We start from the raw sequence: 15,505 nt of genomic DNA, 5'->3' as shown, positions 1-15,505 counted from the left end.
CCAGACAGATACTCGCGGGCGATAGTAATTTTCAAGCTGTCTGAATAAATGGGTGGTGCTCCGGATTTTCTTTTCATGTTAGTAATTTAATTAAATCATAGTTAACTCCTAACATGTAAAGTAAATTCTGAATCAAGACACTGATTCGTGTTGTAACATACAGCCCATGCGCGGTTGGTTACAATTGCCGCTGTAGTCAATATGCAAAAGGTTTTCAGGTCAGCCGGCCCGAAGCCCCTTTGCATGATGATAACCGCAGAATGTCGGCGTAATTTTATAAATTACTCCCCGGCATATAAATTCCCCGGTAAAATGACATCCGACACCGCAAAACAAATTGGCAGAATAAAAGCGATCATTGCGCTGGTGGTGGCAATGGCCATCCTGGAGTTTTCCTGGTTTTTTTCAGAAGCAGGAGGTAACTGGGCAAATGGCCTGATCTTTTTTATAGATGCGCAGATGAACCCGGAGGTATTGATCTTTTTTATACTTCTTTTTGGGATCACTTATTTTTTGGGGGGAAAGGCAGCAGCAGGGATCTTAGAGCGTCCTGAAAAATATCTGGCTGCCGGAACGAAGTATGGCCTGCTTACCAGCCTGATCGTGATCCTTTACTGGACCATTGTTTATATCCTTCACAACGGGTTTCATGTAACGTTTTACCAGATCATGCTGGTATTGCCTGCTTTATTGCTGATCGTAACTATAACATCCGGCTGGTTATGGGCGGCCTGGCAAATTATGCGGAAAGTGAAGCATACAGACTTATGATGAAAACAGCGGCAACGGAACGTACAAAAGGCTTTATCAGTATTGTGTTTGTGATGCTCATCTGGGGCAGTTCCTTTACAGTCACCAAAACGGTGGTGGCGGAAGTGCCGCCTTACCTGTTTGCTGCACTGCGGCATATAGTGGCCTGCGGGTTGCTGTTGCCGTTTTACCTGCGCCAGCGGAAAAAAGTACCGCAGCAATTGCCTTATAAAAAGCTGGCAGTAATGGGCATATTGGGCATTACGGTATATTATGGTCTTTTTAATTCGGCTATGCTGTATATCCCGGCATCCACCGGTGCACTGGTAGAGGGATTAATACCGGTGGCCATCGCTATACCGGCGGCCTTGTTGTTAAAGGAGCATATTGGCGGCAGAAGTATTGCCGGCATCGTCTTATGTGTAACGGGCGTGGTGCTGGTAGGGTTTGTAGGGAATACCGGGGGAACGCATACCCTGCGCGGCAGCGCGCTGATGCTGCTGGCGGTTTGTTGCTGGAGCGCGTATACTTTGTTATCGAGAAGCCTGAAAGATACAGATACCCTGTTAGCCACGGCGGTGAGCACGTTTATAGGATCAGCCTTTTTAATACCGGTGGCCGGCGTGGAACTCTACCTGCATGGTATGCCGGGAATATCCGGGCAGGCATGGGGGGGAATTATCTACCTGGGGGTATTTGCTTCTGCACTGGCTTATTTCCTTTATAACAAGGCGCTGGAAAGTTTGCCAGCTGCCCAGGTGGGTAATTTCCTGAACCTGAACCCCGTGATCGGTGCACTGATTGCTGTGATCTTCCTGAAAGATACTTTTACTCCCTGGCAGATGGCCGGCGGCCTGCTGGTGCTGGCCGGTATCTGGTTAAGCTCAAAACGGGTGAAACAATAGATCGTTGTTGCGGCTATTAAATCTGGTAATTAATGTTTAATTTACCCACCGTCATGTGAACGGTTCCAGGATAGAATGATATTATGAACGAACAGGAATTACTACATCAACTTTCTCTTGGTGACCAGGAGGCATTTACGGCCATTTACCAGCAATACCATGGCGGCATCTATAATTACCTGCTGAAGTTTACCAAGAATCCTATACTTACTGAAGACCTGGTACATGATGTTTTCCTGAAGATATGGGAAGTAAGGGCCCAGCTGGATATACGGTTGTCGTTCCAGGCTTACCTGTACCGCCTGGCCCGTAACACGGCGCTCACGCAGCTGAACCGGATCTCCCTGTATGATACCATTCGTGACGAAGTGATGCACCGGGTTTCCCTGGGCATCAACGACCAGACTTTAATGAACAATGTGGAAGCGAAGCAGTATGAGGAACTGCTCAGTAAAGCGGTGAACAGCCTGCCTCCGCAACGGCGGGAAGCATTTATCCTTTGCCGCCAGCAGGGCAAAACCTATGAAGAGGCAGCTGCCTTAATGCATATTTCACGTAATACGTTTAAACAGCATTTGTCGCTGGCGGTAAAATCAATTAAGGAATACCTGCTGGAGCATGGCGATATTTCGCTGCTGATCCTCCTGGTATCGCTGAAATAATTTTTCCCATCGCATCCACCCATTTGTTTTATTCATTAGTCTTATTGTTATGGAGCCGAATAAATTTTCTGAAACAGACCTGCTTCAAAAGTACCTGGACGGTAGTATTTCGGAGCCGGAAAGCAAGGAATTGTTTGAGCGGTTGAAGGAAAACGCTATTGAAGATAATGCTGCACTGGATGCGTTGCTGCAGAAAGTGTACAACGAATCTTTTACAGAAGCGCCTGCCATTTCAGCGGAAGCCAGCCGGCGGATCCTGGAGCGGCTGGTAGCCACTGTGCAGCCGGTTCACACGGAAACACCGGTTCGCCGCATGCCTTCCTGGTGGCGTTATGCGGCAGCGGCAGTACTGATCATAGCCGTGGCTGCCACAGCAGTATGGCTGCTAAACCCGCCTAAGAAAAAAACGCCGTCGTTTGCAGAGAACGTATCGCCATCCGGTGAGATCCTTTCCGGTTCCAGTCGCGCTATACTGCAACTGGCCAATGGCGAGGAAATATTGCTGGACAGCGCCCGGGGCAACATTGTAGATAATGGGAACTTCCATGTAAGCAACAACAGCGGTAAACTGAACTATAAAGGCAACGCCGGCAAGGCAGAGCATCATACCCTTACCACGCCCCGTGGAGGCCAGTACCAGCTGCAGTTGCCGGATGGTACGGTGGTATGGCTCAACGCTGCATCCAGTATTACTTATCCTACCGCATTTACGGATCATTACCGCAAGGTAAAGGTAGTGGGAGAGGTTTATTTTGAGGTGGCACAGAACAAAGAACAGCCATTTATGGTAGATGTGGATGGCAAGGCCTCCATAGCAGTGTTAGGAACAAGCTTTAACGTAAACGCCTATACGGATGAACAGAGTATCCGTACCACTTTGCTGGAAGGAAGTATTATCATGTTCCACGAGCAACAAACGGCTATGCTGAAGCCGGGGCAACAGGCCCAGATCAAAAATGAGCTGAGGATGAACATCATTAATGACGCGGATGTAGAGTCGGTAATGGCCTGGAAAAACGGGTTGTTCCGGTTTGATCGCGCCCCTCTCAGCGAGGTGCTGAGGCAGATGTCGAGGTGGTACGATGTAAGCATCGTGTATGAACAAGGCATACCGGATATCATATTCAGCGGGGAAATAAAAAGGGACCTGAGTTTATCGCAGGCACTTGTGGTGCTGGCAAAAATGGGAGTTCATTACCGGATAGAAGATAAGAAATTAATAGTAATGCCATAGTTTTCCATAAATCAAAAACCAATCAACCATTATTATCCTGAAAAATGCCGCCGGATGCGGTAAAGTTGATTAATGCCCCTGGATGCTGTAATTTTGCGGTGATTGAATCACCAGCAACTGTAATATGACCAACAGCATTGTTAAGCAGCAAAGAATAAAGGACAGGAATATAGGAATAGCCACCCTGCTGGCTTTTGCCATGATCCCCATGTCGGGGTTTGCCACGGATATTTATATTCCCTCTTTACCGGGTATGACCAGCGCCCTGGGTATTTCCAACAGCCAGGCCCAGCTCACGCTGAGCCTTTTCCTGATCAGCTATGGCTTGTCGCAGCTTTTTATTGGCGGGCTGCTGGATAGTTTTGGCCGGTACCGGATCTCACTGGTGGCCATGTTCATCTTTTGCGCGTCTTGCGTTACCATTGCCAACACACATAATATTTATGTTATTTACGCCATGCGGGTGCTGCATGGTATTACCATTGCCGCCATGGTAGTAAGCAAGCGGGCATTTATTGTGGATCTGTATTCGGGGGAACAGCTAAAACATTATCTCAGCCTTTTTACGATCATCTGGTCTACCGGGCCCATCATAGCGCCTTTCATTGGCGGGTACCTGGAGGTGACCTTTGGTTGGGAATCCAACTTTTATTTCCTGGGTGGTTTTGCCGCTTTGTTGTTGCTGCTGGAGTTGCTATTCAGTGGTGAAACCATCCGGCATACTACGCCGTTCCACCCGGTGAAGATCCTGTCTATTTACTATACCATGATCCGTACCGGCAGTTTTACGCTTGGCATTGTGATGTTGGGACTGGCCTATTCCATGGTGATGGTATACAATATGTCGGGCCCATTTATTATTGAGCACCATTTTGGCTTGTCGCCCGTAATAACCGGTTATTGTTCCCTGTTCCTGGGGTTTGCCTGGATGGTGGGCGGATTTTTGGGTAAGGGGATGATCAATAAACCTTTTGTAAAGAAGATGAGCATCAATGTGGGACTACAGCTGGTGGCGGCATTACTGTTGCTGGTCACGTTTTCCGTGTACGGCGGGTTGTGGACTATACTGGTGTTTGCGTTCCTGGTGCATGTGGGCGCAGGCTTTACCTACAATAATTATTTCACTTTCTGTTTGCAGATATTTCCCAAAAATGCCGGTATTGCCGGCGGCCTTACGGGTGGTTTATGTTACGTGATTGTATCCATGCTGAGTTACGGCCTTATATATACGTTGCCGGCGAAAGATGGCAGGCACCTTTCTTTTAGTTATATATTCCTGGTCCTGGTGAGCGCACTGGTGATGTACCGGGTGTTCCTGCTGTACAGGAAGCGGGAAGTGGCGTTGCAGTAGAGTGGCGGATGCAGAGATGTGTAGGCAATATCCTTGTTTCAAACGTAGAGGGCGGGCGTTTTCGCTCTATCAGGTCTATCAGCAGTTCTGCAGCTATTTTGCCCATTTCAAAAGCCGATTGCCGGATGGTGGTGAGGGAGGGCGACAACAGCTCAGGGGAGCTGAAGTTGCTGAATCCTGCCAGGGCCATTTGCCCGGGGATCTGTATGCCTTGTTCGTGCAGTATGGAGAAGCAACGCATAGTGAGCCGGTCGGATCCTACCAGTAAGGCGTCCGGCGGTGTTGCCAGCGACAGCAGCTCCCGGATAGCATTTTCGGTTTCCGGGATATCGTTGCCACAGGCGTTGCAGTATTTTATATAATGGTCATGTACAGGCAGTTGATGCGCCCGGAGGGCGTCCTGGTATCCCTGCAGTCGCTCCCGCGTAATAGAGAGGCCGGGAGCGCCCGTGAGGTGGGCAATGCGCCGGAAGCCGCGTTCCAGCAGGTGCCTGGTGGCGTTGAACGCGCCGCCTTTATTATCTGCAATTACGCGGTGGGTATTGATGGCGTCTGTAACGCGGTCGAATAAAACAATAGGAAGCCCGTGATCGTGCAGGCGTTGAATATGCGCAATATCGGCGGTGCCGCCCGAGAGGGAGAGGAGGAGCCCGTCTACCGCCCGCCAGGAAAGGTTTTCCAGGTTCTTTATTTCTCTCTCATAAGATTCATCGTTCTGGGTGATCATCACCAGGTAATCTTTATTATAGGCGGCCGATTCTATACCGCTGATCACTTCCGCATAAAAATTATTGGGAATACTGCTGAGGGCGATGCCAAGGCAGCGGCTTTTTTTATTCTTCAGGCTTTGCGCCATGAGATTGGGACGGTAGTTATGTTTGGCTGCATAATCCTTTACCAGTTGCTGGGTAGCATCGCTGATCTTGTAGCTTCCTTTCAGCGCCCTTGAAACGGTGGAAAAGGAGAGGCCCAGCGACCTGGCGATGTCTTTAATCGTAATGGGTTGCTTTATCATAACGAGGCGGTTGAAAGTGTAATGCAAACGTTTGCCCTAATAAATTGCCCGGTTGGCTATACTGGTTCAAATATAAGTGTTAATTTGACAGTTAAATTAGAAAATCAGTTATTGCTGACTAACTTTTTACAGTCGGCCGGGGAAGAGGAATGCCTGATTTCCTTTTTTTTAGAACAATGGCATAATCGATTAAGCTCAACCAGGTGTATAAGAAGATATCTATTCATGACATTGCCCGGCAATTAAATGTATCCTCCGCTACGGTTTCCTATGTGCTGAATGGAAAGGCACAGGAAAAACGTATCAGCGCCGAACAGGAAAAAAGGATACTGGCTTTTGCACGGCAGGCCGGTTACCGGCCCAATATGGTGGCTAAAAGCCTGCGCACCGGTAAAAGCAAAACCATTGGGATGCTGGTGGAAGATATTGCCGATCCCTTCTTTTCAAGTATCGCGAGGGAGGTGGAAAAAATAGCCAGCCAGCTTGACTATAAGATCTTTTATTCCAGTACGGAAAATGATACGCGCATTACGCAGGCATTAATAAAAGTGTTTCGTGATGCACAGGTAGACGGCTATATCATTGCGCCGGCGCCGGGTATTGAAGAAGATGTGCAGGCGCTGATCAACGACCAGTTGCCGGTGATCCTTTTCGACAGGTATTTCCCTGGACTGCCAACGGTAAACGTGGTGGTCGATAATTTCAATGGGGCCTACCAGGCCTGCCGGCACCTGCTGGATCAGGGCTTCCGGCATATAGGCCTGGTAACGCTGGATTCCACCCAGGTACAGATGAGCGACCGCCTCGCCGGGTACGCCGCTGCAATGGGAGAAGAAGGGCTCAAACCACGGGTGCTGAAGATCCCTTATCGTCTTCCACCGGAAAAGATCGCAGGAAAGATCAAAATGTTCATCAAACAGCATAAAGACATGAACGGTGTATTATTTGCCACTAACTACCTCGCCATCAGCGGACTGGACGCCATCAACAGCCTGCATAAAAAAATACCCGCTGATATGGGCATTGTAGGGTTTGATGATAATACCCACTTCTCCCTGTTTTCTCCTGCCGTTACGGCTGTTGCACAACCCGTGCAGGAAATATCCGGACAGGTGATGAAAATGCTCATGGCGTCCATGGCGGATATGGCCGGTAACTCCCGCGCCACAACAGTGGTATTGCCCACCAGGCTTGTGATCAGGGAATCGTCTTTAAAGACCGGCAGCAAAAAATATTCATCTGTATAGATAAATGCAAACGTTTGCTTTAAAATGGTACTTAATCGATTAATCATAGGTTATCTGCAAACAACATATTATTCACGTTACTGATCAAAAACTAAAATATGCAACAACCAGGAATGGAAAGGCTCCCATGCCAGCCTGAAAAGGGGTAACTACCCGTCATCGCATTATTTAATTTATTAAAAGATAAAACCATCCCGTTATGAAACGATTTTACAGCCATGTCGTTTTTCTTTGTATGCTGCCCTGCATGTTGCTGTTGGGCATCCCATCCTTCGTTTTTGCACAAGACCATAAAACGGTAACAGGCACTGTATCGGATGCTGTAAAGCATGAACCGGTAATAGGCGCTACCATCCGCGTGAAAGGCGCCAACACCGGCGCTGCTACGGATGTAAACGGTCGCTTCAGCGTGAAAGCCGCCGCCACAGATATCCTCGTGATCAGCAGTATAGGATTTAAAACAATAGAGCTGCCTGTGGGCAACCGCAGCAACCTCGCCATTCAGCTGGCCATAGATAATGGCAATATGAATGAAGTGGTAGTGGTGGGTTACGGACAGCAGAAGAAAGCCACTTTAACCGGCGCCATTGCCACCGTGGATTCAAAGGTATTCCAGGACCGCGGCGTGGTATCCAACCCGCTGGCATCCCTGCAGGGACAGGTGCCTGGCGTGATCGTTACACGCAGGGCTGCCGCCCCCGGGCAGGAAGGATGGAACTTCCAGATGAGAGGCGCCACTTCTACCAACGGTACGGAACCACTGGTGGTAGTGGATGGAATTCCTATGCAGGGCACCGGCGTGCTCAATTCCATCAACCCGTCGGATATAGATAATATGTCGTTCCTGAAAGATGCGGCAGCCGCCATTTACGGCGCACGCGCTGCCGGCGGCGTAGTGCTCATCACCACTAAAAGAGCGAAAGCCGGGTTGCCTTCTATCCAGTACAACGGCTCTGTATCGCAGAAAAGAATGGGGCTCAAACCCACTTTCCTCAACAGTGATCAGTACGGGCAATACCTGCTCCAGGCAATCTCCAATGCCTCTACCGGCGGGGTGCCCGACGAAAACTGGATCTGGACCAAATATGCCAGGGCATGGATCAACCGCCCGGATAGTTTGTTCATCGATAAAAACACCCCGGAATACCTGGCTGGTGGGGAAACCATTGGCTTTACTGACGTGAAAGACTATACGTTTTTTGATACCAACCCCATAGATATCCTCTGGGGCAACGGAAGGGCTATGTCTACCCAGCATGATCTCAGCTTGTCGGCCGCTACTGATAAAATGGGCTACCGTTTATCGCTCGGTTATATGGACGACGGCAGTATGCTCAAATGGGGACAGAACTCCAATAAACGATATAATGTGCGCTTTTCGCACGACTATACCTTTGCGCCCTGGTTTAATATGCATACCAATGTTTCCATGGAGAAGAATGATGTAATAGTGCCTACCCGCCAGGGAGAGATCAACTATGGCTCGCAGCCCGGTTTCCCGGTAGCTACCATTCATGGTAAACCATACGCCTGGGGCACCCAACCGGCCCGTAACTGGCTGCTGGAACTGGGAGGAGAGTCGAAAACCTACAACAGCCGCGTGTTTGCCAATACCCGGCTCGATTTCACCCTCGCCCGTGATTTAAAACTGATAGGATCTGTGGGGTATAACTGGACCTCTATCAGCACAAAGAACCAGTACAAATCAATATCCGGTATCTATAACTATTCGGAAAGCTATCAATACCTTGATAATCCTTCACAGGATCAATCTTCCTACACAAGGGGAGAGCTGAGAGACGTTTATTTTAATACCAATGCTTATCTCGAATATAAAAAGAGATTAAAAGAAGTACATAATTTCTCCGTGGTGGCAGGTATCAACTATGAGCGCGATCAGAGCAACTTTTTTTCTACCACCACCACTTACCTGGCCAGCAATGATGTGCCGGCGCTGAATCTTGGTCTTGGCGACAACACCACCCGCTCCAATACGGAGAGCATAGGAGAATGGGCCATCGGCTCCGCATTTGGACGCTTCAATTACGCCTATAAGGATAAGTATCTTTTTGAAGCTAATGGCCGCTACGACGGTAGCTCCAGGTTTGATGCAGACCACCGCTGGAAATTTTATTCCGGTATCTCTGCCGGCTGGCGCATCTCCCAGGAAAATTTTATGCGCAATATAAAATTCGTGAACGAGTTAAAACTGCGTGGCTCAGTAGGTACAGTGGGCAACCAGTCGGGCATAGGTTTGTACGACTACCTCGTTCGCATGAATTTTGGCCAGGGCGCTATACTGGGCAACTACAGCTCCCGGGCTGTGGTGGCGGGCCCCAAAGATACCCTCGTAAGCCTGGACAGGACCTGGGAAAAAGTGCATAACCAGAATATAGGTGTAGACTTTACCGTGCTTAACAATCATCTCTACGGCACTTTCGACTACTTCTGGAAACAGAATAACAACATGCTGCTTCCACAGGTATATCCTGCCGTACTGGGCGCTGTAGCGCCTTCTGCCAACATAGGTTCGCTGAAGGTATGGGGCTGGGAAATGTCTATCGGCTGGAGAGACCAGATCGGAAAAGTATCTTACTATATCAATGGAACGCTCACGGATAACAGCAATAAACTGATAAACTATGGCGGCGCCAATATTGTTGCCGCAGGCAAACAAAACCTGGAAGGATATGCCCTGAACTCCTACTTCGGATTTAAGTATGATGGCCGTATCCAAACTGATAAGGAAGCCGCGGATTACGCCGCCCTGGTGCCGGGAAGCAGTATTCCCAATATGCCGGGCGCCACGCAGATGATCAAGGGAATTAACCGTTTTAAAGATATTAATGGAGATGGCAGATTGACTAATGCGGGTGCTAACCAGTATTTACTGGGAAAGAAAGACGCCAGCGGCAATCCCATTCCTGACGGGGATGTAGTGTACCTGGGCAGAAGCGATCCCCGTTATGTATACGCCATCAATTTTGGCGGCGAATGGAATGGCTTCGATTTCAGCGCAGTATTCCAGGGCGTTGCCAAACAACAGATCTACCGCCGCTCCGACTGGAGCACGCCATTTGGCACTATCTGGCAGGGCCATGCGGATTGGTGGGTAGGTAAAACCTGGACGCCTGATAATCCCAACGCGGAATTACCCATTCTCACCACTGCTACCAATAAAGGCTTTGGCAACTACGCCGCTTACAACTACCAGATCTCCGACTGGTCTATGCAGAACGGGGCTTATATCCGCCTGAAGAATATCGTGCTCGGCTATACGCTTTCGCCCGAATTATCAAAACGTATAAAGATGCAACGGTTACGGGTATACGTATCTGCCAACGATATATGGGAGTTCACCAGGGTGGAAGATAAATGGGATCCTGAGCAAACTTCCGATGTATCCGGTGGCGCGCAGCGCTATCCTTTCTTCCGCCTCATCACCTTTGGTGTAAACGTTACCTTCTAGTTCCACAAAAAAAGCACTGACATGAAAAAGATCTCTAAATATATTCCACTGGTATTGGCAGGCTACCTGTTCTCCACCACGCCTTATGGTTGTAAAAGCGCATTGGATCTGCAACCGAAGGATGCCGTGCAGGACACGAATTTTTACCGCAAGCCCAACGATTTTAAACTGGCCGCGAATACTTTTTATAACTACCTGCGCTCTTTCAGTAATGGTAATGGAGATGGGCATGCAGGCTCCGATCTGACCGCCGATCGTGGCGCCATTGCCCGCGGAACAAATACCATCGTTTCCAACGATATCAATTACAACGACGCTTATAAATGGATCCGCAATATCAATTACCTGCTGGCAAAAGCCAACGGGTACCCCAACCCGGCGGAATTGAAACAGTATGTGGCGGAAGCAAAATTTTTCCGGGCCTATGTATATTTTGATAAACTGTTCACTTCCTATGGCGGAGTGGTTTTAGTGAAAGATGTTTTAACCACCGCTTCCCCGGAATTGACCGCAGCCCGCAATACCCGCGAGGAAACGATAGATTTTATCATTTCCGACCTGGAAGCCGCCATCCCCGATCTTCCCCTGGAAGGAAGCATTGGCGATGCAGATAAGGGCCGTATCAGTAAACAGGCCGCACAGGCTTTCCTGGGAAGGGTTTGTTTGTACGAAGGCACCTGGCAGAAGTACCGGAACGGAGACGCAGGCAGGTATAATGCGCTGCTGAGCAAATCGATCGCCAATTCCGATGCGGTGATTTCCAGCGCGCAGTTCTCCCTGTTCAAACCCGCTGTACTGGGCGACTCTGCATTGAAGTACCTCTTCATCCTGGAGAACCAGAAATCCAACCCCGCAGGCGTTACCAAAGCGCTGAACAACGAATACATCCTGGCGGTGCGCTACGAGTCCAACAACCTGCTGAAAACAATTCCCAACCAGATTTCCTTTGGCGCCCTGGGCGCAGATATGAGCCGTAAAATGGCCGATATGTACCTGTGCAGCGACGGCCTGCCGATCAATAAAACGGCAACGGGTTTCAGTCGCGCTAAAATGACCTCCGAATACGAGCACCGCGATAACCGCATGCGTTACTTTATGATGATTCCCGGTTATCTTTACTGGCAAAACGCTACCAACTGGCATATCAACTGGGACTGGAGCGCGGCCGATGTGGCCAATGCGCGCCCGAAGTTTGATCCATGGACCAACGATATTACCGCGTACAGTAACCAGCAATGGGCAGCCGAAAGAAAAGTGCCCAACAGCCAGGAAGGGTATGATTACCCGGTACTGCGACTGGCAGAAGTATATCTTAACTATGCAGAGGCTTTATATGAACGCAATGGCATGATCTCCGATGCGGATCTTGACAGGTCGCTGAACCTGGTAAGGCTGCGGGTGAACGGCAGCATTAATATGCCTAAGCTGAGCAACAGTTTTGCAGCGCTGCACGGTTTGGATATGAAGGAAGAAATACGCCGGGAAAGGGCTGTGGAATTACAGGGAGAAGGCCAGCGGATGGATGACCTGAAGCGCTGGCATATTGCGCATATTGAGCTAACCAAGCCGCTACTGGGCGTACGTTGGGCAGGTACTGAGTTTGCCGCCAAATATCCCAAGGCGCCGGCGCTTACTGCTGATGGCGATGTATTGGCCGACCCGGTGAGTGAAAGGAAGTTCACCGAGAAAAACTATTTGATTCCTATACCTACTAACCAGATCCAGTTAAACCCTCAACTTAAACAAAACCCGGGATGGGAATAACCATTTAATTCCATAGTTATGAAAACAAGCCCTGTTTTTTGTAAGCGTATCTTTTCTTTCCTGTTGCTGCTGACCAGCATCTGTATCCGTGTGAGCGCACAGCCGTTTGTGCATCCCGGCGGTTTGCATACTCAGGCAGACCTTGACCGGATGAAAACCAAAGTAGCGGCTGGCGCCCATCCGTGGATTGACGACTGGAACCTGTTAATCACCGATCCGAAGGCGCAGAACACTTATACGGCAGCGCCCCGCGCCAATATGGGCGTTAGCCGGCAACGCGCTTCAGCAGATGCGCATGCCGCATACCTGAATGCGCTGCGTTGGTATATTTCCGGCGACACCAGTTATGCCGATTGCGCCATCAGGATCTGTAACGGCTGGTCGGCCGCCGTAAACCAGGTGCCCACCGGAACGGATATCCCGGGCCTGAGCGGCATTCCCATTTTTGAGTTTGCGCTGGCCGGGGAGTTGCTGAGGATTTGTCCGCGCTGGGCTACCGCGGATTTTAACCGCTTTAAAGACATGATGATTACTTACTGGTATCCCGTATGTCATAACTTCCTTACCAATCATAACGGGGCTTGTATCAGTAACTACTGGGCCAACTGGGATGCCTGTAACATAGGCGCTATCCTTACCATAGGCGTATTATGCGATGATACCGCGAAATATAACGAAGCCATTAACTATTATAAAACCGGCGCTGGCATGGGCAGTATTGCCAATGCCGTATATACGCTGCATCCCGGCGGCCTGGGACAATGGCAGGAGAGTGGGCGCGACCAGGAGCATGCGCAATTAGGCGTTGGGCTGCTGGCCAGCGTTTGCGAAGTAGCCTGGAACCAGGGACTGGATCTTTACAGCTATGATAATAACCGCCTGCTGGCAGGCGCTGAATACGTAGCCAAAACGAATCTCTGGAACGAAGTGCCTTATACGGGTTATAATAACTGTAAAAATGCCAACCAGCGATGGGTATCCATCAACGGGAGGGGGCGGCTGGACGACCGGCCCATTTGGGAAATGATCTATAATCACTATGTAGTGAGAAAAGGATTGAGCGCGCCCAACACAAAAGCCATGGCCCAGCTGATGCGGCCTGAACATGGCAGCGCCGACCATTTCGGATATGGCACCCTGGCTTTTACACTGGATGCAACAGCTTCGGCTTATCCGCCGCTGCCGCCGCCTGCAGCGCCTTCGGGCTTAACCGCTACCGCCGGCGTATCGCAGGTATGGCTGAACTGGACGGCGCCTCCGGGTAATGCAGCGCAGGGCTACGTGGTGAAAAGAGCTACTACTAACGGTGGCCCCTATACGACTATTGCCTCCTGGACAGATAACACCACGCCTGCCTATCGTGATGGCGCCGTTACCAATGGTAATACTTATTATTACGTGGTATCGGCCATTAACCAATCGGGCCCCGGCAGCGAAACATCCCCGGTGAATGCAGCGCCACAGGCGGCTTCCGCTACCCTGCCTGCAGGCTGGGGCCGGCAGGACATCGGCACTGGCATTACCGCCGGCGCCAGCAGCTTTGCGGAAGTAGCCGGCAATACCTTTATGCTTACCGGCGCAGGAACAGATATCAGCGGCACTGCCGATGTATGCGCTTTTACGTATAAAAATGTGAGTGGCAATGCCACCGTCACCGCACGACTTTCCGCTTTCGGAGGATCGCTGCGTAAAACAGGCATTATGATCCGCGAATCGCTGGATCCGGGCGCAAAAACATTGTTCATGAAACTGGGCGATGCCGGCGCGCGGCAGGCTGCATTCGGTGCGCGTACCACTACCGCCGGCAATATGACATGGACCGGTGGCAACGATTATACCTGGCTGCCCGCCTGGTTCCGGCTTAGCCGCAGTGGTAACACCTTCACCGCATACGAATCTACCGACGGCGTTCACTGGCTGGTAGTGGGCACCGCTAATGCTACTATGAACAACAATTACTACATTGGCATGGCCGTAAGCTCTGGCAGTCTCACCACTATGAACACCGCTACCTTCGATTACCTCTCGGTGGTATTGGGATCGTTGGCCGGCGCTGATTCGCTGGCTGTTAAAAAGCCTGTTGATACCGCTTTTAACAGCGGCGCAGCGGATGTAGCACTGCTGTATCCCAACCCGGTAAACGGTCATGAATTTTATGTAAGAGTAAACAAAACATTGCGGCAACGTGATTTGCGTATATCCGTATACGATATAAACGGTAAAACGGTGCACAACCAATTGGTGAAAAAGAATGCCTCCGGCGTAGTAACCGTGCAGCTGGATAAAAAGTTGCCCGCAGGGGTGTATATGGTACAGCTGAATAAACAGCCAGCCTCCAGAATTGTCATAAATCCTTTATAAAGATGTATAGAAAAATCGTCAGCCTGGGATTAAGCCTGTTGCTCGTAATAGCAGCGGTAGCGCAGGAGAACATTATTGAACAAAGCCGGGTGGTGTTACTGTCGCCCGATAAAAATTACGAAGTACAATTTTACCAGCGCCAGGATGCAGCGCAACGAAGGCAGATGTATTATACCGTGAGCTATAAGCATACGCCGCTGATCCTGGAATCGCTGCTGGATATACAGCTGGACAACCATCTCAGTGAAAACGCCATGGCGCTGAAAGTAGACCATCATGCCGTCTGGTGTGAGAACCTGGCAGTGAAAGGTATTTCCAAAAGAACGCAGGATACCACCTGGGCGCCGGTGTATGGAGAAAGGCAACTTATCAGGGATCATTTCAACGAAGCGGTTATTCACCTGGTAAAGGATGATAATCCCATCTACAATATGGATGTGGAGCTGAGAGCTTATAATGAAGGGATTGCCCTGCGCTATTTCTTCCCGGAAAATGAAAAAGGAACCTATTACCGGGTTACCGCAGAGCATACAAACTTCACCTTGCCGGAAGGAACACGGGCATGGCATGCCAGCTGGGCACAGGCGCCGTATCGCCTGCTGCCGTTGAGCCAGTGGCCCGACAATAGCGAGCGCCCCCTAACCCTGCAGCTGCCCGATGGAAAGTTTGTATGCCTTGCAGAAGCACAGATGACGGATTATTCAAGAACGAAATTTACATTGGATGAGCGAAAGCCCAATACCATTG

11 protein-coding genes are annotated in these 15,505 nt (G+C 49.9%); 10 read left to right on the top strand and 1 reads right to left on the bottom strand.

Annotation, left to right across the window (positions count from 1 at the left end):
- Window positions 1-312: 312 nt before the first annotated feature.
- The 5 genes from VIM72_RS11800 to VIM72_RS11780 all read left to right on the top strand — a co-directional run bounded on the left by VIM72_RS11800 (window position 313) and on the right by VIM72_RS11780 (window position 4,902).
- Window positions 313-771, top strand: a complete 459-nt coding sequence (locus VIM72_RS11800) for a hypothetical protein (RefSeq protein ID WP_332003036.1) — start codon at window positions 313-315, stop codon at window positions 769-771.
- Window positions 768-1,655, top strand: coding sequence for a DMT family transporter (locus VIM72_RS11795; protein WP_332003035.1), 888 nt, complete (start codon window positions 768-770; stop codon window positions 1,653-1,655). The genes VIM72_RS11800 and VIM72_RS11795 overlap by 4 nt, the downstream gene beginning before the upstream one ends.
- An 83-nt stretch (window positions 1,656-1,738) precedes the next feature.
- On the top strand, window positions 1,739-2,317 hold the full coding sequence (locus VIM72_RS11790) for an RNA polymerase sigma-70 factor (RefSeq protein ID WP_332003034.1): 579 nt from the start codon (window positions 1,739-1,741) through the stop codon (window positions 2,315-2,317).
- 49 nt (window positions 2,318-2,366) lie between these two features.
- Window positions 2,367-3,551 carry a FecR family protein gene (locus VIM72_RS11785; protein WP_332003033.1) on the top strand — a complete coding sequence of 395 codons (1,185 nt, stop codon included), beginning with the start codon at window positions 2,367-2,369 and terminating at the stop codon, window positions 3,549-3,551.
- A 124-nt stretch (window positions 3,552-3,675) separates the two neighbouring features.
- Window positions 3,676-4,902, top strand: a complete 1,227-nt coding sequence (locus VIM72_RS11780) for an MFS transporter (RefSeq protein WP_332003032.1) — start codon at window positions 3,676-3,678, stop codon at window positions 4,900-4,902.
- On the opposite strand, the gene VIM72_RS11775 is transcribed toward VIM72_RS11780, so the two are convergent.
- Window positions 4,814-5,917: a LacI family DNA-binding transcriptional regulator gene (locus tag VIM72_RS11775; protein ID WP_332003031.1), complete on the bottom strand. Its 1,104-nt coding sequence runs from the start codon at window positions 5,915-5,917 to the stop codon at window positions 4,814-4,816. The genes VIM72_RS11780 and VIM72_RS11775 overlap by 89 nt on opposite strands.
- A gap of 203 nt (window positions 5,918-6,120) precedes the next feature.
- Between VIM72_RS11775 and VIM72_RS11770 the strand changes: the two genes are divergently transcribed.
- From VIM72_RS11770 to VIM72_RS11750, 5 genes are all read left to right on the top strand, one after another.
- Window positions 6,121-7,164, top strand: a complete 1,044-nt coding sequence (locus VIM72_RS11770) for a LacI family DNA-binding transcriptional regulator (protein ID WP_332003030.1) — start codon at window positions 6,121-6,123, stop codon at window positions 7,162-7,164.
- A 199-nt stretch (window positions 7,165-7,363) separates the two neighbouring features.
- Window positions 7,364-10,633 carry a TonB-dependent receptor gene (locus tag VIM72_RS11765; protein WP_332003029.1) on the top strand — a complete coding sequence of 1,090 codons (3,270 nt, stop codon included), beginning with the start codon at window positions 7,364-7,366 and terminating at the stop codon, window positions 10,631-10,633.
- 21 nt (window positions 10,634-10,654) lie between these two features.
- Window positions 10,655-12,397: a RagB/SusD family nutrient uptake outer membrane protein gene (locus VIM72_RS11760; RefSeq protein ID WP_332003028.1), complete on the top strand. Its 1,743-nt coding sequence runs from the start codon at window positions 10,655-10,657 to the stop codon at window positions 12,395-12,397.
- An 18-nt stretch (window positions 12,398-12,415) separates the two neighbouring features.
- Window positions 12,416-14,758, top strand: a complete 2,343-nt coding sequence (locus VIM72_RS11755) for an alginate lyase family protein (RefSeq protein WP_332003027.1) — start codon at window positions 12,416-12,418, stop codon at window positions 14,756-14,758.
- Between the two features lie 2 nt (window positions 14,759-14,760).
- Window positions 14,761-15,505 (top strand): glycoside hydrolase family 97 N-terminal domain-containing protein (locus tag VIM72_RS11750; protein ID WP_332003026.1); only part of this gene is annotated, 745 nt, incomplete at its 3' end.

Origin of the sequence: Chitinophaga sp. (genome assembly GCF_036569185.1) — a bacterium.
Taxonomy (GTDB): Bacteria; Bacteroidota; Bacteroidia; order Chitinophagales; family Chitinophagaceae; genus Chitinophaga.
Note: the sequence above shows the minus strand (reverse complement) of the source record. Positions and strands in the feature narration are given on the sequence as shown.

Excerpts from the sequence above, each read along its gene's own strand:
- VIM72_RS11800 (WP_332003036.1), top strand. The coding sequence starts at position 313 with ATGACATCCGACACCGCAAAACAAATTGGCAGAATAAAAGCGATCATT.
- VIM72_RS11795 (WP_332003035.1), top strand. The coding sequence starts at position 768 with ATGATGAAAACAGCGGCAACGGAACGTACAAAAGGCTTTATCAGTATT.
- VIM72_RS11790 (WP_332003034.1), top strand. The coding sequence starts at position 1,739 with ATGAACGAACAGGAATTACTACATCAACTTTCTCTTGGTGACCAGGAG.
- VIM72_RS11785 (WP_332003033.1), top strand. The coding sequence starts at position 2,367 with ATGGAGCCGAATAAATTTTCTGAAACAGACCTGCTTCAAAAGTACCTG.
- VIM72_RS11780 (WP_332003032.1), top strand. The coding sequence starts at position 3,676 with ATGACCAACAGCATTGTTAAGCAGCAAAGAATAAAGGACAGGAATATA.
- VIM72_RS11775 (WP_332003031.1), bottom strand. The coding sequence starts at position 5,917 with ATGATAAAGCAACCCATTACGATTAAAGACATCGCCAGGTCGCTGGGC.
- VIM72_RS11765 (WP_332003029.1), top strand. The coding sequence starts at position 7,364 with ATGAAACGATTTTACAGCCATGTCGTTTTTCTTTGTATGCTGCCCTGC.
- VIM72_RS11760 (WP_332003028.1), top strand. The coding sequence starts at position 10,655 with ATGAAAAAGATCTCTAAATATATTCCACTGGTATTGGCAGGCTACCTG.
- VIM72_RS11755 (WP_332003027.1), top strand. The coding sequence starts at position 12,416 with ATGAAAACAAGCCCTGTTTTTTGTAAGCGTATCTTTTCTTTCCTGTTG.